Source organism: Winkia sp. C0117E2 (assembly GCF_056590455.1).
On the sequence record NZ_JBWPWD010000005.1, the window covers coordinates 163,420 to 183,003 of the forward strand.

The following is a 19,584-nucleotide window of genomic DNA, read 5'->3' on the forward strand; positions in this document are numbered from 1 at the left end:
ACCCATTTGCTCCTAGCACTTTTTTAGAAGGCTAAAGCATCCCCGGTGCTGGCAGCGTTTTGCATTTTGCCAAAAATAAGGCCTGTGCACTCGCAAATCTGTGGTACCTTGTTAAGCAAGGTAGTTGGTACTGCAAGGGAGTGGACGTGGCTGAATCACAACTGCGTAGAGGAATCGTGGAACTAGCCGTCATGGGAACGCTAAGAAACCATCCCACTTACGGCGGCGCACTTATCACGCTACTGAAGGAACAAGCTGGACTGGAAGTCTCAGAAGGGACGCTCTACCCGCTCCTGACCCGCATGCGCAAAGCAGGTCTAGTCAAAACCAAGTGGGAACCATCCCCAGCCGGCCCGCCACGCAAAATCTACTCCTTGACAGCAAAGGGAGGCAGTCGCCTCGACCAACTGTTTAACGAATGGCAGGACCTGGCCCACGCAATCAGCCTGATCATGAAAGTACAAAAATGAGCATCCAAAAACAGACTGAATTCTTAGGCATCCCGCTCAGCACTACCCTAGACGACGAAGCATTTCTGCGAACCTTCGAGCCCGAAAACCCCGCCCTCTTCGTGCGGAAAACCCTAGGGGTTGGGTGGGACTTAAACGTCGGAGCCCTGGCAGTAAAACTGGGCCTCATCCGCCCCGACGATTCACTGGGCGACCTCCGGGAATATATTTCGCCGCAGGTAGCTAAACTGCTTTCTGCCGCACCAATCGCGGCTGCCGCAGCTATATGCGTCACCGCCACATCTCTTTCGCGAGGGCGACACCTTGCCGCCAGGTGGGACTGGCGGGGAAGGCCACGCGGTTTCACCCGCGGGGTACGAGCCACCCTCCCCCACGCGGTCGTAGCGATCGCAACTGCAGCAGCGGCACTTCGCGCGAAAGACGAGGGCGCAGATGTGACGGCAAATGCCCGCGCGCTAGGAATCCAAACCATGACCGCATTGCTACTCTGGGCAGCCGCCACTTCCAAGGCGGGCAAGACCAATCCGACAGTATTCGCGGCATTAGCAGCCTATCCACTAGTAAGCGCAGGAGTACTAGTTACCACCGTCCAGCACGCACTAAAACGCGTACGCCAGTCCCTCAGCGAAAATGAGGAGGTAGGTAAATGAATGGAATCCACAAACTGCAGACCCTGCCCACAGAAATGCAGATAATCCTAGTCATCCTTGCGCTGGTGCAAATCGCACTGATAATCAGCGCGCTAATAGTACTGGCGCGCGCAGACGGCCCGATAAAGGGAGTACCGCGCGGGATTTGGCTGATTGTAATTTTACTAGGACAACTACTTGGCGCCCCTCTCTTCCTTATCCTTGCCCACCTTGACAAAAAGGCTCAGAACGAAAGAGCGCGGAACGAACTGGCTGCAACAGCCCCCTCAGGCAAGACAAAATCTACGGGCAACAATCAGAATGCAGACGTCGCTACCGCTATTAACCACCTATACGGAGATAAGTCATGAACGGGCTTGCCATCAAAACTGTAGAGTTAAGCAAGTCCTACGGCGATAAACAGATCCTAAAAGGCATAAACCTGGCGGTGCCCAAAGGTGCCTGCTACGGGTTTATCGGCGCAAACGGGGCAGGAAAAACAACCACCATACGCATCCTCCTAGGACTCGCCTCTGCAACCGGCGGGCAGGTGGAAGTCTTAGGCCAGTCGCGCGGACACCTTCCCGCGCGACCCATAGCTGGCCTTTCCTACCTACCGGACGTGCCCCAACTAAGCCCCTGGTTAGGCCCGAAAGATGCGCTAATTATGCTGGCACAACTTTCCGACCTCGAACGCGAGCAAGCAGCAGAGCAAGCAAATGACCTATTGGACCTGGTTGGGTTAAGAGCCGCCCGCGGCAAGATCGGCAATTTTTCGCGCGGCATGAAGCAGCGCCTCGGCATTGCAGCTGCCCTGGTGGGCGCACCAAAATTGCTGATTCTGGATGAGCCCGCGAGCGCCCTCGACCCTATGGGCCGGGCCGACGTGCTGGCAATTTTGCGGCAGCTGAAGGGGCGGGCCACTGTACTGTTTTCGTCGCATCAGCTCTCTGACGTGCAGGGCATATGCACGCACGTGGGCATTTTGCATGGCGGCAGGCTGCGAGCGCAAGGACGCTTGGCAGATCTGTTAGAGGAGGCCGCCGGCAACGGGCAACGCACTTTTTCGGTGCGTATTGCAGCCGAGCAGGTCGAACGCTTCAAGCAGCGGATGCAGCAAGATTTTCCCACCGCGCAAATAGGCGCGGGCGAAGAAGCGCTCCAGAATACCTACGAATATTTCACGGGAACTACCAATGAGTGAACAATCTAAAACCACCCAGTTGACCGGGTTTCCTGCCATGACCAGAGTTGAGGTCGGCAGGCTGGTACATTCACCTAGTTTGTGGCTACTTTGCGGCGTGGGCATTTTCATGGCACTACTGTCACCCCTAACAGCCAAATATGCGCCCCAAATTTTAGACGCGCTGGTAGGTTCCTCTGCCAAAGGCGGAGCGTCAGGTATTCCTTTGCCAGATCCCTCCTGGCAGCAGGCGGGCGCGCAATGGATGAAGAACCTGGGGCAGGTTTTTAGTTTCGTGCTCATTCTTGCCTCTGCGATGTTCATCTCTGGCGGGCAGGGCAACTGGCCATTCTTTCTGTCGCGACGGGTAGGTAGAGCCGGGTTGCGTCTGGGGACACTTTTGAGTTTGTTGCTTGGCACAGCGGTGTCGTTCGCGTTTGCTACCGGGATTTTCGTTTTACTAACGAGGGCGATCTGGAAGCAGACCCGGATATCAGCTCTGCTAGGCGGAAGCTGCGTTTGGGCAGTGTTCGCATTCATCCTGTTGGCTGCCGTATTTTTTGGGGCTAACGTGAGCACAAGCAGGTCTGGCGGCACCGGGATTGGGGCCGGCATTGGCAGTGGGTTTGCAGCATACCTACTGCTCACTTTGGGCGGATTCTGGCCGTGGGGAGCTAAACATACGCTGCTCGGAATATCCGATCTAGCGGGAAAGGTAACTGCACATAGCGCCCACGCCGCCCTTACTTGGCCACTTCTCAGCGGCATAGTAGTCGCCCTCTTGCTAATCGGCATGGGAACTGTTTGTTTCTGCCGCAAAGAGTTGGACTGATCGGAAAAGTGCGGGACTCGGGAGGCGAACTGGACCGGTTGTTGACACTTTGCCATATACGCTTTTCGGCATCATTAAGCCATTTTAACGTTGCATAGTCGAGTGCGGAACACTATCGTGGCTACCGCATGGCAGCAACTGACAGGCTCATAGACAAGACACCTACACGTAAATTCAGCAGTAGGGGACTTGCAATGAAACATTTCCGCCAGACTAGCCTCCCGATCATAGCCGCAATCGCTATGGCCCTAACATTTGCTGGTATAGCAAATGCAACTAGCGCGATTGATGAGGTTCGTGACAATGCCCATCACATCGCTATAAGTGAAGACAATGTCTTTACAAGCGAAAATCCTCTGCATGAAGGACTTTCATTTATAGAATCGACGCCTAATTCCGCACTCAAGGACGATGCTGCATTCGAACTATGGAAACAGAAGAATCTTTTTCTTGGAAGCGATCATTTGTCACCAAAGTCGAGCATTGGAGCATGTGCCTGGGGAATATCAAAAGCTGTTGCGTCTAACGTGTTCGTCTTTTCAAGAGCGAGGTGGTTGAAGCCAGTGGAGGTGAACAAGCAGTATCGCTAATGCTGGAACTGTTCAGCTTAGATGGCGTAGTAAGCGGATGTTTCTTATAGATTGGATGGTGCTAAATGGTAGAAAATAGCCAGCATTACGATTCTTCGCGTCCTGGCCAGCCGCCGGAACCCAAGAAGGAATCGAGTAAGCCATAAGAAGGTTATTTTACCCTTGGACTGATCACCATCTGCGCAATGACTGTCCTGGGGTGGCTGCCTTGGCCGTGGTGCCTACTTGCGGCGATACCAACGATCGCGGCCTTCTACTTTGGGATCAAGTACTTTCTATCAGTACGAAAGTATGTAAAAAATACGGCCAATCCCAAAAAAGAATAAATACTCAAGCAGCACACAACCTGATAGTGAAGAATCGGCGTTAGCAGTATCCCAGGCCGGCCTGACTACGGCTTGTCGAAACTTCAACACGGCTCCCCAGCACTACCATGCTGGTGGGCCGTGTGTAATCTAGCTAGCCATAACCGCAAAATTGGTTGGTTCATTGGGGTCTTATAGAGTCAATCTTATTGAGGTCTTTATAGTCGAACGTTAAGCAAGTCCTATCAGCAAAATACTCCATCCCCAAGCGAAGCCCACATGCTGCCGATCTCTGTTCCATAGCCAGCACTTTCATCACATAAACAGGCCACTGCAACACCCTAGCGGCTCTCTGCCAACCAATTACTACCTGAAATACTGACAATATTTAGCGGTATAGCGACAGCGTGTTTTTTCATTTTGTCGTTATAGATTTATTTTGCGTCGGCTATTATCTCTTTTCCGTAAGCCAAGCGACAAGCCAACCTCGCGCCTATATGGCTATGCCGCACATTTTACAATGAAAAGAGCTATTTTATCATCGAGGATTAGTTATGAATTCTGCATATGCAGACCACTCCATGCCCCCCTCGGCATATGGAAACAAGCAGCCAGATTAGGCGCCGCCAGCTATAACCGCCACGCCCTCGCGCCAACCCTCCCTGGAAATCGCAGCAAAATCCTCCTCCACAGGGCCGGTAACAACAATGGCCGGCCAAGCGCGACCGCCCTCGCCGGCAAGCCGCAACCCCGTCACCTGCACAAGCGCGCCTTCGCCCGCCGCAACCCGCACACGCTCGGCTAGGTCTGCGCCAACCTGCCCGCCCAACTCTGGCTCCTCCACAACCTCGTCGGCGGCAACAGCCTTCAACGCTGCCGGCACAAACTGCCCGGCCGCGAGCGCCCGCACGTCCTCTAACTGGTCAGGCTCTACCGTAAGTTCGGTGCCCAAGCTCGGATCAATGCGCAACCCCACCCCTTCTGGAAAATCGCGCACCCCAACCCGCACAAACTCGCCGGGCCCAAACACGGCTCGCGCACGTAACGGCGTGCAAAACGCGCGCACAAAACGCAGCGAATCGGCCTCGTCAAAATCAGTGAATCCGGGCGCCACCCACAATTCTGCCTCCGCTAATACCCGCTGGTAAGGAGCCATCTGCCCGGAAGCAACCGCAATGTAACGCGCTCTATCAAGTGGGACGGGGTCTTCCTTGCGCAGCTTCTTCATTGCTTTCTCGCGCACCGCGCGCGGATCCTTTTTAAAAATGGCCATAGTCCATTCTGACACCGCCATAGCGTAAAGTTTTTGCTATGAACACCTGTGACAAGACTTTTGATCTTCCCAACGGCAAAGACCTATCCGCTGCAACCCCGCAGATTGCGCTCGGGCCACTTGATGGACGCTACCGCAAGGCCACGGCCCCACTCGTAAACTTCCTATCTGAGGCTGCGCTCAACCGGGCACGCGTACACGTAGAGGTCGAATGGCTGATCTACCTGACCGACAACGGTTTCTTGCCGGGTGCTCCCAAACTGACCGAGGCCGAACGCGACTACCTGCGCGCGGTCGTTACCGACTTCGACTCGGACACCGTTGCCGAGCTAAAGAAAACCGAAAACGTTACCAAGCATGACGTAAAAGCCGTCGAATACCTACTAAAGGACCGCCTGGACAAAGCACCGCAGGTCCTGGGCGAAACCAGCTTGGACAAGATGCACGAAATTGTGCACATCTTCTGCACTTCCGAGGACGTAAACAACCTTTCCTACGCCCTGACCATTCGCGCCGCCATCCAGCGGGTGTGGTTGCCCGCCGCACAAAAGCTGGTGGAACAGCTAAAGCAGATGGCCCTACAGGCAGCGGACGTGCCCATGCTGGCACACACTCACGGCCAGCCGGCCACTCCGGTAACCCTAGGCAAGGAATTAGCCGTGTTCGTTCACCGCATTTCCCGCCAGCTAAGCCGCATTGAAAAACAGGAATACATGGGCAAAATCAACGGCGCCACGGGCACCTGGGCAGCACACCGCATCTCTGTGCCCGAAGTAGACTGGCCGGCAGCAGCCAAGGGCTTCGTCGAGCACCTGGGGCTCACCTACAACCCAATCACCACCCAGATTGAAAGCCACGACTGGGATGCAGAACTATTCGCCGACGTTGCCCGCGCCGGCCGCATCCTGCACAACCTAGCCACCGACGTGTGGACCTACATTTCCATGGGCTACTTCCACCAAAACCTGGCCGCCCAGGGCTCCACCGGCTCCTCCACCATGCCGCACAAAGTAAACCCGATCCGCTTCGAAAACGCCGAAGCCAACCTGGAAATCAGCGCCGCCCTACTCGATTCGCTAGGGGCCACCCTGGTCACCTCGCGCATGCAGCGCGACCTGACCGACTCCACCACCCAACGCAACATTGGCGTCGCACTCGGCCACTCGCTGCTCGCCCTCGACAACCTAAGCCAAGGCCTAGCCGGACTAGATGTTTCCGCAGAAACTATGGCGGCCGACCTCGACAACAACTGGGAAGTACTGGGCGAAGCCATACAGCAAAGTATGAGGGCCGCCTCAATTTCAGGTGCTTCGGGAATGGAAAACCCCTACGAGCGGTTAAAAGAGTTAACTCGCGGTCACAAGGTGACAGAATCCGAAATGCGCGCATTCATCAAAACACTGGGAATGCCGCAGGAAGTCGAGGCGCGGCTACTGCAGCTAAGCCCGGCAACGTACATCGGTTACGCCCGCGAGCTAGCCGAAGACATTTGCAAATAACTTAGGAAGGAACGTCAATGCAGACAACCAAACTCAAAGTTAAGGGAATGACCTGCGAACACTGCGTAAAGCATGTGCAGGAGGAGGTCACCAAGATCCAGGGCGTCACCGCCGTGGACGTAGAACTGAATCCGCAGGGCACCTCGGTCGTAACCGTCACCTCCGACGCGGTTCTAAGCGAGGATTCCCTACGCGAAGCCATCGACGAAGCCGGCTACGAGCTTGAAGGCATCGACGACATTCACTAAGACCCACAAATAAAAATGGTCCCGGCCTGCCCGCCGGGACCTGAGCCATGAGTCTTAGGAGTTCACATGTCTCTGCACGAAAATATACCAGAATCCCCCGCAAAGTCGGCCTCTAGTAGCCCCTCAGCCGAGGGCGCCGACGGGCAGGCCCGCAGAGCCGCAATGATGAAGCGCCGCTTCTTCGTAGCACTAATTTTCGCCATCCCCGTAATGGCGCTTTCAATGGTTCCGGCCCTGCAATTTCCGGGCTGGCAGTGGGTCGTAACCGCACTCGCCGCCCCCGTAGTCACCTGGTGTGCCTGGCCCTTCCACAAGGCAGCATTCAGAGCTGCCCGCCACGGCGCCTCCACAATGGACACCCTAGTTTCCCTAGGCGTCATTGCCGCCACCGGCTGGTCGCTATTCGCCCTCTTCTTTGGGGGCGCAGGCCACATTGGCATGAAGATGGACATGACGTTGCTGCCCCGCAACGCCCACGGCGCCATACACCTTTACTTTGAGGCAGCCACCATGGTCACCACCTTTCTACTTGGCGGTCGCTGGGCAGAAGCGAGGGCGCGCCACAACGCGGGCGACGCGCTGCGCTCCATCTTGACTATGGGCGCCAAAGAAGCCACCCTCATCTGCATTTCCGATTCGGGGGCACGCACTACAAAACAGGTGCCCGCCTCCGTCCTTTCCGAGGGCGACCTGTTCCTGGTACGCCCGGGCGAAAAAGTGGCCACTGACGGCATCGTCCAAGATGGGCAAAGCGCCATTGACGCTTCCCTACTAACCGGCGAATCTGTTCCCGTTGATGTGGGGCCGGGAGACGCGGTTACCGGGGCAACCATCAACACCTTCGGAGCCCTGACCGTGCAGGCAACCCGCGTCGGCGAGGACACCACCCTGTCCCAGATCGCCCGCCTGGTCACCCAGGCGCAGGCCGGCAAAGCCCCGGTACAGCGACTGGCAGACAAGATTTCCTCAGTATTCGTGCCTACGGTACTCGGTATTTCCGCCCTCACTCTGCTCGGGTGGCTACTGGTTACCGGTAACGTGGGCGCCGCTTTCACCGCCGCAGTGGCGGTACTGGTGATCGCCTGCCCATGCGCGTTGGGGCTGGCCACGCCCACCGCCCTGCTAGTAGGTTCGGGGCGAGCTGCAAAGCTCGGCATCGTGATCAAAGGCCCCGAGATTCTAGAATCCACGCGCACTGTCGACACGATGGTGTTAGACAAGACCGGCACCATCACGCGCGGCAAAATGCACGTAGAGGACGTGCTAGGTTCCGCCCCGCAAAAAGTGCTAGCCCTGGGCGCCGCCGCCGAGGCCGGATCCGAACACCCCGTAGCCCGCGCCATCGTTGCCGCTGCCCCAACCAATCTAGGAAGAGCAGAAGGATTCACCTCCGTTGCCGGCAATGGCGTGATCAGTCAGGTAGACGGCCAAATCATCGCCGCGGGCAAGCCCTCCTGGCTGCAAGAGCTAGGGGCGCGCATACCATCCCAATTGCGCGCAGACTTCACAGCCGCTGAAGCCACAGGGGCCACCGCCATCATGGTCGCCACCCGCGAAGCGAGCACGGACGCCCTCGTAGAACACACATCCGTAGCCAAAGTTGAAGAGGACGGGCTGTCCCAAATCGAACTGGCCGTCTCAGGCATGTCCTGCGCAGCCTGCGTGAACAGGGTACAAAAGAAACTCAACAAGGTACCCGGCGCCACCGCCACGGTGAACCTGGCTACCGAATCAGCTCACATCGAAGCAGCACCCGAAGTGGCAACTGACGATCTGCTAGCAGCGGTCGAAAAAGCCGGCTACACCGCCACCCTGACTTCCCGGCGCGGCGGCGAAACCACCCACCCCACTGCCAAGACGGCAACCACCGTATCCGCCCAGGCGGTCGCGGGCGCGCAAGCCGTAGGGGTCATAGTCCTGCGCGACGAAATGCGCCCCTCTTCCAAAAAGGCGCTGCAACAAATCCGCGACCTGGGCATAGAGCCGATCCTGCTGACCGGTGACAACGAGCGCGCAGCCTCCCACGCCGCGCAGCAAGTCGGCATCGACACGGTGATCGCCGGCGTACAGCCGCAGGACAAACAAGCACACGTGGCAGACCTGCAACGCCGTGGCCGCACGGTGGCAATGGTGGGCGACGGAGTCAACGACGCTGCCGCCCTCGCACAAGCATCCACACAGGGTCTAGGTATGGCCATGGGCTCTGGCACCGACGCTGCCATCGCGGCCTCGGACATCACGCTGGTGCGCTCTGACCTGCTGGCCGCCGCCCAGTCAATCCGCATCTCGCGAGCCACCCTTCGCATCATCAAGCAGAACCTGTTCTGGGCCTTCGCTTACAACGTGGCAGCAATCCCACTGGCCATCTTTGGCCTGCTGAACCCCATGATTGCTGGCGCGGCAATGGCGTGCTCTTCTGTGATCGTCGTTTCTAACTCGCTTCGCCTGCGCAGCGCGAAGTAAGCAGGCCCGCCCGGCATTTACAATAGGCGCATGAGTTATGCACCGGATGCCGGGTGGGCTTTCTTCGCCCTACTCATCTTCTTCCTTGCACTTGCACCCGGCTACATCCTTGCCCGGGTCTTCCGCGTACACGGCTTACAGGCCATCGCCGCTGCGCCCTCCCTTACTTTCGGCATGGTTGGCGCCGCCTCAATCGTGGCCGGCTGGTTGCATATACGCTGGGGCACGCTTACCGCGCTGGGCTTGATCCTTACCCAACTCCTAGTGCTCTTCACTGCCAGGCAGCTGGTGCGCAGATACGGCAAAAGGTCAATTCCCACGGCTCACGCACGCGATAGTGAAGCCTTGCCGAAGCCGGCCAAAATCGCCCTCCCGATTACAAGTGTTCTGGCGGTGGGCCTTGTGCTTTCCCAATTCAGCCGCGGCTTAGCCAGACCCACCGACCCGTCACAGTTCTGGGACGGCATGTTCCACCTGAACGCCCTGAAGGTCATAGAACTGCACGGCAACGCCTCCCCACTTGGCGGTCTGAAACCGATCAGCCTAGACGGCAAGGTCAATTTCTACCCGACCCTGTACCACGCCCTCGTCACCATAGCGACAACCAAGTCAACCCCATTGGGTCTGGCTATTTCGGCATCGGCCGCGGCGCTGGTAGCTCTGGGCGTGATCACCTTGACCGGGCTAACTCACTCGCTACTCACCTATTCGGCGCACACGCCCGCCAAGCAACTAACGATCGTCTTAACACCGCTACTTGCAGCCGGATCGCTATGCCTAACCCAATTGGCCACCGTGCTTTCCACCCTCCCCTACCTGGCCGCCATGACCGCCATTCCGGGAGCACTGGGCGCGCTCAACATTGCAGCCACCCGCGGCACGCACTGGGGATTCCGCGTAATGGCGGTGCTCGGTTGCATGGGCGTTTTCATCTCGCACCCCATCGGCGGGTTTTCGCTGATCTTGCTCGCGCTACCGCTCATCTTCGGCAAGGCGCTTCCGCTTCTACGCAGACGCAAGAACGTTTTCTCGCCCGGCCAGTACAGGCTGATCTGGGCTGGGCTTGCTGGAATCCTAATTGCTGGCCTTGCCGCCTTCGTCGGCCCCATGTTCCGGGTGGTCAGCTACTACCGTGAAGCAACCCCCGCAACCAAACTTCTCCTCTCCCTTGTCTCTGACTGGCCAACAATGCGCCGGGCGATCGGAGGCGCGTCCCTATATTCCGTCACCATTGCACTGGCTCTGATCGGCTGCACGTGGCTTGTAGTAAACCGAATCAACCACTGGATCGTCGCCTCTACAGCCCTGACCTGCGGTTTCTATTTCCTGTGTTCGCAGGGCACCGGTCCTCTCCGCCGGCTCGCCTCGCCCTGGTATATGCAGCCTGAACGCTTACAAGTAGCCTTCTCCATAGCACTAGTTGCCACCGCCGCAATAGGAATCTACGCCATAGCCACCTGGGCCTGCCATCGCGGGGCCGCCAGCAAGATGATGCTGAGCCTAGCCATCTTCTGCGTCGCCCTCACCCCCTTCTCGAGGGCGGGTGACCGCGCCGAACTCGTGTCACTTTCCTACGACCCAATGCGGATCGGCTGGGGCACCTTCGCAACCCGCACCGAAATGGCCTCGTTCCCCCAAATAAAGAGGATCACCCGTGACGACGTAATCATCTCCATCCCCGACTCCGGGCTCGGCTACGGCTACGCCCTGGCCAACGTGAACTCCTACTACCGGCAGGCCTACTCCATTGGCCAAACAGAATTCGAACTGTTCCGACACCTCCGCAAGCTGGACGCAGAATCGTGCAAGTTCCTGCGCGAGCGGCACATCAAGTACTACTACCGAGACACGGACCGCACCGCCTCAGGCGCCACCCACGGAGCAAAGCACTCCAAGAAAGGCGCCCGCCTAGACCGGGTACCCATCAATCGGATGACCCTAGTGTGGAAAGCCGCGTCGGCTCCTTCGGGAGAAGGACCCCGGCTATACCGAATCGACGCCTGCTACTGAGCCGCCTACTACTTAGACGACTTCTTCTGCGCCCTCTTGCGCAAGAAACCGATAATAATCGGAATCACCGAAATTAGTACGACCAGCACGGCCATGATCTCGATGTTGTTGCGCACCGCCGGGATCTGACCCAGCCACACACCCAAAATGCACATGCCGCCACCCCAAGCGATGCCACCTATGACGTTCCACCGGAAGAAGTGCGGGTAGTGCATCCGCGCCATCCCCGCAGTAACGGGAATAAAAGTGCGGACAATGGGTACGAAACGACCCAGGGTCAGCGCGGGGCCGCCCCACTTGTCAAAGAATGCTTCGGCCTCTTCCAAATACTCGGTCTTCAGCACCCGCGCATTAGGTTTGAATAGCTTTCGGCCAAATTCGCGGCCAATCCAATAGCCTGCCTGGTCCCCACCGACAGCAGCCACGATCACTACGGAGATTAGGAGCCAGAAGTTGAGGCCCAGCTGGGAATGCAACAGCCCGGCGGTAAACAACAAAGAATCGCCCGGCAGGAACGGGAACAGCAACCCCGATTCAATAAAGACGATAACTGCTACTCCGATCAGCACGTACGGCCCTAGGGCTAGCAGCAATTCCTCCGGATCGCGTAAGTAATCGATCAGGCCAGTTGATAGTCCCGCCGCAGCGGTAGTAAAAGTTTGTAGCATTTTTCCTCCGGGCGCTATCCTATGGGGCCGCCTTCAACTAAGACACAGCCTACCCGGCGATGTTGCTCACCTAGCGCCCAATTGCGCCACGGGCGAAGTCCCGGCAAAGGGCCAGAAAGCGGGAAAATGCACAAATCAACCAGTGTGATTTTTACTCATTTGCCCATTTGTTTCCACTGATTTCCTCGGTAGGCAATACCATTATGAATATGTCTGCCCACAGCTCACGAACTTATTCGCGCACCGCCCGGGTGCGCCGGCGGCGCCGTCGCGCGCTGCCCCTGGTCGAAGAGACTTCGGCCGGCGGAGTTGTGGTTGACGTGGTTAACCACCGCCCATACGTGGCACTAATTGCCCGCGAAAACAGATTCCGCCGCATCGAATGGTGCCTGCCCAAAGGGCATATCGAAGGCACCGAAACCGCCGCCCAGACCGCCGAGCGCGAAGTATGGGAAGAAACAGGCATCGACGGGCGGGTCCTAGCTCACCTAGCTTCAATCGACTACACCTTCGCCTCGCCACACAACAGAATCCACAAGGTAGTTCACCATTTCCTTTTGGAAGCAGTGGGCGGGGAACTAACCGTAGATGGCGATCCTGATCACGAAGCACTGGATGCGGCTTGGATTCCACTGAACACTTCCCTTACACTGCTGGCCTATTCAAATGAGCGCCGAGTCGCGCATAAGGCACGTGAACTTTTACAGGTTAGGTAGTGATGCGCAAACAAATCTTGTTGTGTGCGTTGGCCATGGCCTTGTTCGTATGTTCGCTTCCGCCACTGGCCCACGCCGAGGACGCACCGACGGTAACCATCACCGCCCTCACTTCTACCCTGAACCCGCAAACCAAGCAGGTAAAAGCCCACTTGGAAGTGCATAATCCTACCGCCAAGCCTCTAACCGGGTTGAATGCCAACATCGACGTGTCTAACGCGTCCACCCTTGACGCGAACGAGCTGTGCGACTGGTTGCACGGGGGCGAGGACAATCAAAAGCGGACCGCTGTGTGGTCCGGGGCAGTGCCCACGGTTCCAGCCCACGGCAAAGTCGGCGTCGATGCCGCATTTGAATCTACCGCTATTCCTGCTCTTACCGAACAGTGGGGCCCTAGAGGAATTACGGCCACGGTAGGGCAGGCATCCGATCGCTCGATTCTATTGGTAGGCGCCCCCTTCCAAGTTGAGCGCACCAAGTTACTACTGCAGGTGCCAGTGCGGGGGCTGCGCGACGAGGTGCAGGCTGCTACCGGCTCCGCTTCCATAGGGAAAACGGCCATTGGGCCAGCTTCCGGACTGGCCAAAACCGAAGAGGCCGAGGGCGAAGACTTATCCAACGGCGTCACCGTTGCGGATACGCCCTCGACTAAGAAACTGCAGGTCCTGGCCAAAGAGGCCCGCCCCGGAGTAGTTTACTTAATTGACCCTGCTGTCATAGATTCCGGCTCTCCAATCGTCCGCGGCAAGACAGTTGGGCTGGACCAACCTACAAAGGCTCCCATTCCCTCCGCGAGCACACTGGCAGCCCTAAAAACGATCACGAACAAGGGCGGCAAGATCCTACTGACTCCCTGGGGATTCCCGCAGGCCCGCCCTACGGGAGCTACCCGGGAGCTCTCGCTCATAGCGGATAAGCGCACTACAGAAACTGCCCGCGCACTGGCAGAACGCGGCGTGCAGACAACGTCCAACTTTGCCGCTTTCAGCCAGGCCCCCGCCATTTCCCAGCTAGAGGAAGTGCCCGAAGACTGGCCCATAATTGCCCCGCAAAAAGCGGCGGAGACGACCTCGAACCTTTCTTATACGCCCTCGGCGCGCACAAACCTTTACGCCCAGGGGAACCACCCCACGATCCTGAATTCGCAGGTACTTTCTAGGATCCTGTCCGCTTCCGCTTCCGGCTCCGTCACCGAATTCGACCTTTCCCAGCTGGCACTGTCAGCCGTTGCCATTATGGATCACGAGCGGCCCTTCGACCCGCGCATCATCAGTGCGGAACTACCCGCCAATGCCAACGCGGCGCAGGTAAAGCGGGCACGCGCCCTCTACACGTCCACGTGGACCGACCCGATCACCCTTGACGAAGCCCTTTCTGAATCGGCGCGAGCAGACGAATTCCTGCCCGTAGACAGCAACGCCTCCCAGGGCCTGTCTGCCACCAAGACGATCTCCCACGTCTCTACCACCACCGACCTGTTATCCCTGGTGGGCAAGGATCCCGAGCGGATAACCTACGCGCTGCAATCGCAACTACTGCTGGCGGCAGGCAACACTCTGCCGCAAAACCTACGCTCCCGGGCGTTAAGAAATTTGGACGCAGACTCGCGCGCCCTGCGCAGCGCCATCGCCGCTCAGCCTTCCTCGACGATCAACCTGATCTCTACGGAAGCGATGCTCCCCGTGCGCATCTCAAACGGCCTCGCCATACCCGTGAACGTGCAGGCTCGCGCCCGCACATCCGACCCCCGCCTACAGGTGGGAAAACCGCAAAACGTGCAGGTGCCAGCCCGTTCGGCGGCAACCGCAAACATTCCCCTAAAAGCCGTAGGTAACGGTAACATCCAGGTGCGAGTAGGCATTGCCACAAACACCGGACAAGTCATTTCCCAAGCCAATCCGCTCCACATCCGGGTTCGCCCGGGCCTCGAAGACAAGGCAATCTGGGGCGCAGCAGCCATAGCTGTGGCTGTCTTCGTGTTTGGCCTTATCAGAACATTCCGTCGAGGGCGCAAGATGCCAGTTGAGGAACTTCCATGAGCCGCAAGAGCCGAAAAGTAGGCCTAGAAAAAATTAACGTCGCCCGTGCCACCGGGATTATGGCTGCCGGAACAGCCGTGTCCAGGGTGCTCGGGTTCATTCGCGCTGCCCTACTGATAGCAATCATTGGTGAAGTGGGCGCCAACGACGCCTTCCAGGCTGCGAACACGCTACCGAACACCGTCTACAACCTGATTGCCTCCTCGGTACTGTCAGCGGTGCTGGTGCCGCAGATCGTGCGCGCCCTCTCCAAGGGCGGGGACGAGGCCGAAGAGTACATCAACCGGCTCCTCACCTTCTTCACCGTCGGCTTGGCGCTGATCACCGTCGTCGCCGTTGCTGCCGCTCCCTTCCTGGTGAAGCTGTACGCCTACAAGTTCGCCCACGACTGGTACAAGATCGCCGTAGCCTTCGCCTTCTGGTGCCTGCCGCAAGTTTTCTTCTACGGCATGTACGCCCTCTGGGGACAACTACTAAACGCCATGGGCAAATTCGGCCCATACATGTGGTCTCCAGTGGTCAACAACGTTGTCGGAATCTCGGGCATGGGCGTGTTCTTGTGGGTAATGGGAGACAAGGACTGGGCAACGGACCCCTCCCTCTGGTCTTCTAAGGCAATCGCACTGCTAGGCGGCATCACCACCCTAGGCATCGTGGCGCAAGCACTGATCTTGCTGCCACCGCTATACCGCACCGGCTTTAGACTCCGGCCCGTCTGGGGCTTCCGCGGGCACGGGCTCGGCCAGGTTTCCAAGACCGCATTCTGGGCCTTCGCCGCACTAATGGCCGGACAGGGATCCTACCTGGTAGTCTCCAACGTGGCCGCCGCAGGCAACGGAGTTGCCGCAAAGACCGGCGAATTCGTGGCATCCACCACCGCCTACAACACCGCGTTCATGATCTACCAGATCCCCATCGCGCTCGTTGTCGTCTCGCTTATTACAGCCCTCTTCACGAAGATGTCGCAGATGATGGCCACAGGTGACCTAGCTGGAGCGCGACGTACCTACAACCAAACCATCATTGGCATAGGTTCCGTCACCGTGTTCTGTGCCGCCGCCCTCGCAATGGCAGCAGTACCGGTAATGCAGGTAATCATGCCCCGCTTCGATGCGGCCGCCATCAGCGGATACGCGGGCGTCGTGGCCGTCATGGCGTTCAACATTCCCTTCCTAGCGATCTGGTCGACCTCGCAGTCGCTGCTACTAAGCCAGGAAGACACTAAGACTTCCTTCTTCGTGCAGGCGCCCATGGCGATCGTCGTTGCGATAGTTGCCGGCAGCTCCTACTTCCTACTGAACCCAACCCACTGGGTGCAAGGCGCGGCCGCCGGCGAACTGTGCGGGTGGATCTTCGCCGCCATCGTGGGCTGCATCGTGGTAGACCGGCGCCTGCCCGGAGCTAACCCCGGCGCAATCGTTCGTGAATACGCTAAGTACCTGGGCGCTATTGCCCCAGCCGTATTGGTCGGGTGGGTGATACTGCATTTCATGGGCGCCATGTCGGGCAGTGCGGATTCGTCCACGACAGCGCGTTTTGCTGGGGCACTAGCACGCGTTACCATTGTCGGCTTCGTCATGCTAGGCATCTACCTGGCTGGCCTGTTTCTGCTGCGTAGCGAGGGAGTCAAGATCATCTCTGGCCCCCTTGCTGCACGGCTGCATCTGGGTCGGTCTGCTAATGGCGCGAAGGCCGAAAATAGTGAGAAACTAGAAGACATGACATCTAAGCCGGAGGAAGCCGTGGCTACCGAAGATCACGAAGAACCCATCATTTCGGGCCGAGACGCCCACTTTGTTCTTCTGCCTGCAGCAACAGCCGAACAGGCGCCCGAAGCACAAACCCCCCTTGCCGCCACCGCGACGCAGGACGAACCTCCGGTGCCCGCTCCTGCACAGAAGGGTGCTAGTGCTACCGCTGCCGGGGCCGCTTCTTTCCCGCCGCCCCCGCCGGGCGAGGGCGAAGCCGAAGCACAAGAGGAACACGGCGAATCTTCCGCACAGGAACAAGACCAACTCGGCGAGTCCGTGGCAGAAGAAACGACCGACCAGGAAGACGCTCACCCCGCGAGCAACACCCCCGAAGCCATGGCGTCACTGTCGCCACAGCGCTGGGATTCACTAAAGTCGGCGCTGCTAGGAAAGGCCTCGGCCTCCCAAAGCCAGACTCCCGCCTCGCCTTCGCAGGAGCAGGGCCAGGAAGGTTCTTTCCCGCCGCCCCCGCCGGGCGAGGGCGAAGCCGAAGCACAAACCGGGTCAACGGCCCTTGCGAGCACCCCGGAGAATCAGGATTCGGCAGCCGCCCCTGCCTCGACTTCGGCAGCCGGAAGCTCGCCGGTTCCTGCGGCCCAGGCACAACCGCAGGAAGAAGGGTCTGCAGAAGAGGCTTCGCCCTCGAAGGCAGCAGACCAGGAAGCCGAAGGCGGCGAAACTGAGGGCGAGGAAACCGTCCACGTCACCCAGAACGCCTCTCCGCGCAAGGTAAGCGGCGTTCCCCTAGTTGGCACTAAGAACGCAATCATTCCGCCGGCCGCTGATGCCGAGAAGGACATTGAGGCCAATACCGCTTCCTTCGAAGCCATCCTGATGGGCCAGGAGCCCGCCAATTCGGACACTAGTACCCGGCAACTGCCCATGTTCGGCGCCGCCCCGAAGCCGGTGCCGCCACGAACCGCCCCGAAGGTGCAGCGTCGTGACGAAGAGGACGATTCTCCGCTCATCAATCCCGTCCGTCGCACCATGATCGGTGCGGCAGCCGGCGCGGGCGTCGCCCTCCTCCTCGGACTCATCCTGGTGGTGCCGCCGCTGCTGTCCTCGCCCTCGGCAAAGGAGGCCGCGCCCAAGACTTCCGCCTCCCAATCCCAGCAGGGTGGGGCCACTAAGAAGCCCTCGGCGCCCACTGCGAAGAAGCCCGAGATTGCCGCAGTGGCCTCCCTCGATCCCGAGGGCGACCAAAATGAACACCCCGAAGATCAAGACAAGATGGTGGACGGCGACCCGCAGTCCGTATGGATGTCGCGCTACTACCAGAATCCGAAGTTCGGCTTTAAGTCCGGCATCGGCGTCTCAATCTTGCTGAAAGACAAGGCAAAGGTTAGCCAGGTCACCGTGGCCACTCCCGCCACCGGGGGCACTATCGAACTGCGCTCAACTTCGGCTGACAAGCCGCACGAGGGCGAACCACTCGCCACTGGCGAATTCGCCCAACCCACCACCACTTTGAAGCTAAAGAAACCGGTGGAAGCTGACTCGCTTGTGCTTTGGATTTCCGAGCTGCCCCGTGACGGCGAAGGGCGAAACCGCGCAGTTATTAGCGAAATCACCGTCAAATAGGAATATTGCGCCCTGCCAAGCTTGTTACAAGGACGCACGCTAAATAAGGAGTACGCATGGCAGAAACTGTCCACGACGTAATCATTGTGGGCTCCGGCCCGGCCGGGTACACGGCGGCCATTTACACGGCTCGCGCGGGGCTGAACCCCGTCATGATCGCTGGTTCCGTCACCGCTGGTGGCGCCCTCATGCAGACCACTGATGTGGAAAACTATCCCGGTTTCCGCGACGGCATACTGGGGCCGGATCTAATGGAGCAGATGCGTGCCCAGGCGGAACGCTTCGGCGCCGACATTCGTCTTGAGGACGCCGAGGAGCTAGTGCTGAGCGGCGACGTCAAGAAGGTCGTCACCGACGAGGGCGAATACTTGGCTAAGACCGTAATCGTTTCTACCGGCTCTGAATACCGCAAGTTGGGCGTGCCCGGAGAAGAGGAATTTTCTGGCCGCGGCGTTAGCTACTGCGCCACTTGTGACGGGTTCTTCTTCAAGGACAAGCCGATCGTCGTTGTGGGCGGCGGCGACTCCGCCATGGAAGAGGCAACCTTCCTAGCGAAGTTCGGTTCGTCAGTGACCGTCGTTCACCGCCGCGACCAGCTGCGCGCCTCTCAGGCCATGCAGGATCGGGCCAAGGCCAACGACAAGATTGACTTCGTGTGGAACAGCGTGGTGACCCAGGTGAATGGCCAGCAGGGGGCCACCTCCGTGACACTGCACAACCGCGAAACTGGCGAAGATTCTGAGCTGGAAGCTGCAGGCATCTTCGTGGCGATTGGCCAGATCCCGCGCACCGAACTGGTCGACGGGCAGTTGGAGCTAGGTCCGGAGGGCTACATTAATGTTGCTTCGCCCTCGCAGGCCACCAACATTCCAGGCGTTTTTGCTTGCGGCGACGTTGCTGACCCCCGTTACCAGCAGGCGGTAACTGCTGCCGGTTCTGGCTGTAGGGCAGCCCTGGACGTAGAACACTATCTGGAGCAACTTTAGGAAGTAGATATGGCAACTGTTGAAGTAACCGATCACGATTTCATCGACAAAGTAATCAAGTCTGACAAGCCCGTGCTGGTTGATTTCTGGGCCACCTGGTGTGGACCGTGCCGGCAGATGGGTCCGGTTGTGGACGAAATTGCTACCGAACGCGACGACGTGGTTATTGCAAAGCTGGATATTGATAAGAACCCGGCTACCGCAGCTAAGTATGGCGTCGTATCGATTCCTACGTTCGCAATTTTCAAGGACGAGGACTTGGTGCGGACCCTGGTGGGTTCGCGTCCGAAGAAGGATCTGCTCGCGGCCCTCGATGAGGTCACTAAGTAGCAATACTTTTT

At 58.6% G+C, this 19,584-nt stretch carries 17 protein-coding genes; 15 read left to right on the plus strand and 2 right to left on the minus strand.

The window, feature by feature from the left end:
• Positions 1-146 precede the first annotated feature (146 nt).
• The 6 genes from AC1EKG_RS08090 (at position 147) to AC1EKG_RS08115 (ending at position 3,704) form a co-directional block, all read left to right on the plus strand.
• Positions 147-470, plus strand: a complete 324-nt coding sequence (locus AC1EKG_RS08090) for a PadR family transcriptional regulator (RefSeq protein WP_048706695.1) — start codon at positions 147-149, stop codon at positions 468-470.
• Complete coding sequence (locus AC1EKG_RS08095; RefSeq protein ID WP_048706697.1) at positions 467-1,120, plus strand: DUF5808 domain-containing protein; 654 nt, start codon at positions 467-469, stop codon at positions 1,118-1,120. The genes AC1EKG_RS08090 and AC1EKG_RS08095 overlap by 4 nt, the downstream gene beginning before the upstream one ends.
• Entirely contained in the window at positions 1,117-1,470 is a 354-nt protein-coding gene (locus AC1EKG_RS08100; RefSeq protein ID WP_481067812.1) for a hypothetical protein, read from the plus strand. Before AC1EKG_RS08095 ends, AC1EKG_RS08100 begins: the two co-directional genes overlap by 4 nt.
• The gene (locus AC1EKG_RS08105; RefSeq protein ID WP_048706700.1) at positions 1,467-2,303 is read left to right on the plus strand and encodes an ABC transporter ATP-binding protein; all 837 of its coding nucleotides are present in this window, start codon (positions 1,467-1,469) and stop codon (positions 2,301-2,303) included. Before AC1EKG_RS08100 ends, AC1EKG_RS08105 begins: the two co-directional genes overlap by 4 nt.
• Positions 2,296-3,114, plus strand: coding sequence for a hypothetical protein (locus tag AC1EKG_RS08110; protein WP_048706704.1), 819 nt, complete (start codon positions 2,296-2,298; stop codon positions 3,112-3,114). Before AC1EKG_RS08105 ends, AC1EKG_RS08110 begins: the two co-directional genes overlap by 8 nt.
• Positions 3,115-3,242: 128 nt before the next feature.
• Positions 3,243-3,704 carry a hypothetical protein gene (locus AC1EKG_RS08115; RefSeq protein ID WP_141740493.1) on the plus strand — a complete coding sequence of 154 codons (462 nt, stop codon included), beginning with the start codon at positions 3,243-3,245 and terminating at the stop codon, positions 3,702-3,704.
• 921 nt (positions 3,705-4,625) lie between these two features.
• On the opposite strand, the gene AC1EKG_RS08120 is transcribed toward AC1EKG_RS08115, so the two are convergent.
• Positions 4,626-5,303, minus strand: coding sequence for a hypothetical protein (locus AC1EKG_RS08120; protein ID WP_160309216.1), 678 nt, complete (start codon positions 5,301-5,303; stop codon positions 4,626-4,628).
• 17 nt (positions 5,304-5,320) lie between these two features.
• Between AC1EKG_RS08120 and purB the strand changes: the two genes are divergently transcribed.
• The 4 genes from purB (at position 5,321) to AC1EKG_RS08140 (ending at position 11,502) form a co-directional block, all read left to right on the plus strand.
• The gene (purB, locus tag AC1EKG_RS08125) at positions 5,321-6,781 is read left to right on the plus strand and encodes an adenylosuccinate lyase (protein ID WP_070424911.1); all 1,461 of its coding nucleotides are present in this window, start codon (positions 5,321-5,323) and stop codon (positions 6,779-6,781) included.
• A 17-nt stretch (positions 6,782-6,798) separates the two neighbouring features.
• Positions 6,799-7,029: a heavy-metal-associated domain-containing protein gene (locus tag AC1EKG_RS08130; RefSeq protein WP_070424910.1), complete on the plus strand. Its 231-nt coding sequence runs from the start codon at positions 6,799-6,801 to the stop codon at positions 7,027-7,029.
• A gap of 66 nt (positions 7,030-7,095) precedes the next feature.
• The gene (locus AC1EKG_RS08135) at positions 7,096-9,492 is read left to right on the plus strand and encodes a heavy metal translocating P-type ATPase (protein WP_284599132.1); all 2,397 of its coding nucleotides are present in this window, start codon (positions 7,096-7,098) and stop codon (positions 9,490-9,492) included.
• Positions 9,493-9,522: 30 nt separating this feature from the next.
• On the plus strand, positions 9,523-11,502 hold the full coding sequence (locus AC1EKG_RS08140; protein ID WP_048706712.1) for a DUF6541 family protein: 1,980 nt from the start codon (positions 9,523-9,525) through the stop codon (positions 11,500-11,502).
• A gap of 8 nt (positions 11,503-11,510) precedes the next feature.
• Here the strand turns inward: AC1EKG_RS08140 and AC1EKG_RS08145 are convergent, their stop codons facing one another.
• Positions 11,511-12,170, minus strand: a complete 660-nt coding sequence (locus AC1EKG_RS08145; RefSeq protein ID WP_048706714.1) for a DedA family protein — start codon at positions 12,168-12,170, stop codon at positions 11,511-11,513.
• Positions 12,171-12,379: 209 nt separating this feature from the next.
• Here AC1EKG_RS08145 and AC1EKG_RS08150 point away from each other — a divergent pair, with 209 nt between their 5' ends.
• The 5 genes from AC1EKG_RS08150 to trxA are packed head-to-tail and all read left to right on the plus strand — an operon-like array spanning position 12,380 to position 19,573.
• Positions 12,380-12,886, plus strand: a complete 507-nt coding sequence (locus AC1EKG_RS08150; RefSeq protein ID WP_481067813.1) for an NUDIX hydrolase — start codon at positions 12,380-12,382, stop codon at positions 12,884-12,886.
• A 2-nt stretch (positions 12,887-12,888) separates the two neighbouring features.
• Complete coding sequence (locus AC1EKG_RS08155) at positions 12,889-14,925, plus strand: DUF6049 family protein (RefSeq protein WP_004807861.1); 2,037 nt, start codon at positions 12,889-12,891, stop codon at positions 14,923-14,925.
• On the plus strand, positions 14,922-18,257 hold the full coding sequence (gene murJ, locus AC1EKG_RS08160; RefSeq protein WP_481067814.1) for a murein biosynthesis integral membrane protein MurJ: 3,336 nt from the start codon (positions 14,922-14,924) through the stop codon (positions 18,255-18,257). Before AC1EKG_RS08155 ends, murJ begins: the two co-directional genes overlap by 4 nt.
• Positions 18,258-18,313: 56 nt before the next feature.
• Positions 18,314-19,243 carry a thioredoxin-disulfide reductase gene (trxB, locus tag AC1EKG_RS08165; RefSeq protein ID WP_004807856.1) on the plus strand — a complete coding sequence of 310 codons (930 nt, stop codon included), beginning with the start codon at positions 18,314-18,316 and terminating at the stop codon, positions 19,241-19,243.
• A 9-nt stretch (positions 19,244-19,252) separates the two neighbouring features.
• Positions 19,253-19,573 carry a thioredoxin gene (gene trxA / locus AC1EKG_RS08170; protein ID WP_285445037.1) on the plus strand — a complete coding sequence of 107 codons (321 nt, stop codon included), beginning with the start codon at positions 19,253-19,255 and terminating at the stop codon, positions 19,571-19,573.
• The last annotated feature ends 11 nt before the right edge of the window (positions 19,574-19,584 follow it).

Bases quoted from the DNA above. Each gene is read 5' to 3' on its own strand.
- AC1EKG_RS08095 (WP_048706697.1), top strand. From the start codon at position 467: ATGAGCATCCAAAAACAGACTGAATTCTTAGGCATCCCGCTCAGCACT.
- AC1EKG_RS08100 (WP_481067812.1), top strand. From the start codon at position 1,117: ATGAATGGAATCCACAAACTGCAGACCCTGCCCACAGAAATGCAGATA.
- AC1EKG_RS08105 (WP_048706700.1), top strand. From the start codon at position 1,467: ATGAACGGGCTTGCCATCAAAACTGTAGAGTTAAGCAAGTCCTACGGC.
- AC1EKG_RS08110 (WP_048706704.1), top strand. From the start codon at position 2,296: ATGAGTGAACAATCTAAAACCACCCAGTTGACCGGGTTTCCTGCCATG.
- AC1EKG_RS08115 (WP_141740493.1), top strand. From the start codon at position 3,243: ATGGCAGCAACTGACAGGCTCATAGACAAGACACCTACACGTAAATTC.
- AC1EKG_RS08120 (WP_160309216.1), bottom strand. From the start codon at position 5,303: ATGGCGGTGTCAGAATGGACTATGGCCATTTTTAAAAAGGATCCGCGC.
- purB (WP_070424911.1), top strand. From the start codon at position 5,321: ATGAACACCTGTGACAAGACTTTTGATCTTCCCAACGGCAAAGACCTA.
- AC1EKG_RS08130 (WP_070424910.1), top strand. From the start codon at position 6,799: ATGCAGACAACCAAACTCAAAGTTAAGGGAATGACCTGCGAACACTGC.
- AC1EKG_RS08135 (WP_284599132.1), top strand. From the start codon at position 7,096: ATGTCTCTGCACGAAAATATACCAGAATCCCCCGCAAAGTCGGCCTCT.
- AC1EKG_RS08140 (WP_048706712.1), top strand. From the start codon at position 9,523: ATGAGTTATGCACCGGATGCCGGGTGGGCTTTCTTCGCCCTACTCATC.
- AC1EKG_RS08145 (WP_048706714.1), bottom strand. From the start codon at position 12,170: ATGCTACAAACTTTTACTACCGCTGCGGCGGGACTATCAACTGGCCTG.
- AC1EKG_RS08150 (WP_481067813.1), top strand. From the start codon at position 12,380: ATGTCTGCCCACAGCTCACGAACTTATTCGCGCACCGCCCGGGTGCGC.
- AC1EKG_RS08155 (WP_004807861.1), top strand. From the start codon at position 12,889: ATGCGCAAACAAATCTTGTTGTGTGCGTTGGCCATGGCCTTGTTCGTA.
- murJ (WP_481067814.1), top strand. From the start codon at position 14,922: ATGAGCCGCAAGAGCCGAAAAGTAGGCCTAGAAAAAATTAACGTCGCC.
- trxB (WP_004807856.1), top strand. From the start codon at position 18,314: ATGGCAGAAACTGTCCACGACGTAATCATTGTGGGCTCCGGCCCGGCC.
- trxA (WP_285445037.1), top strand. From the start codon at position 19,253: ATGGCAACTGTTGAAGTAACCGATCACGATTTCATCGACAAAGTAATC.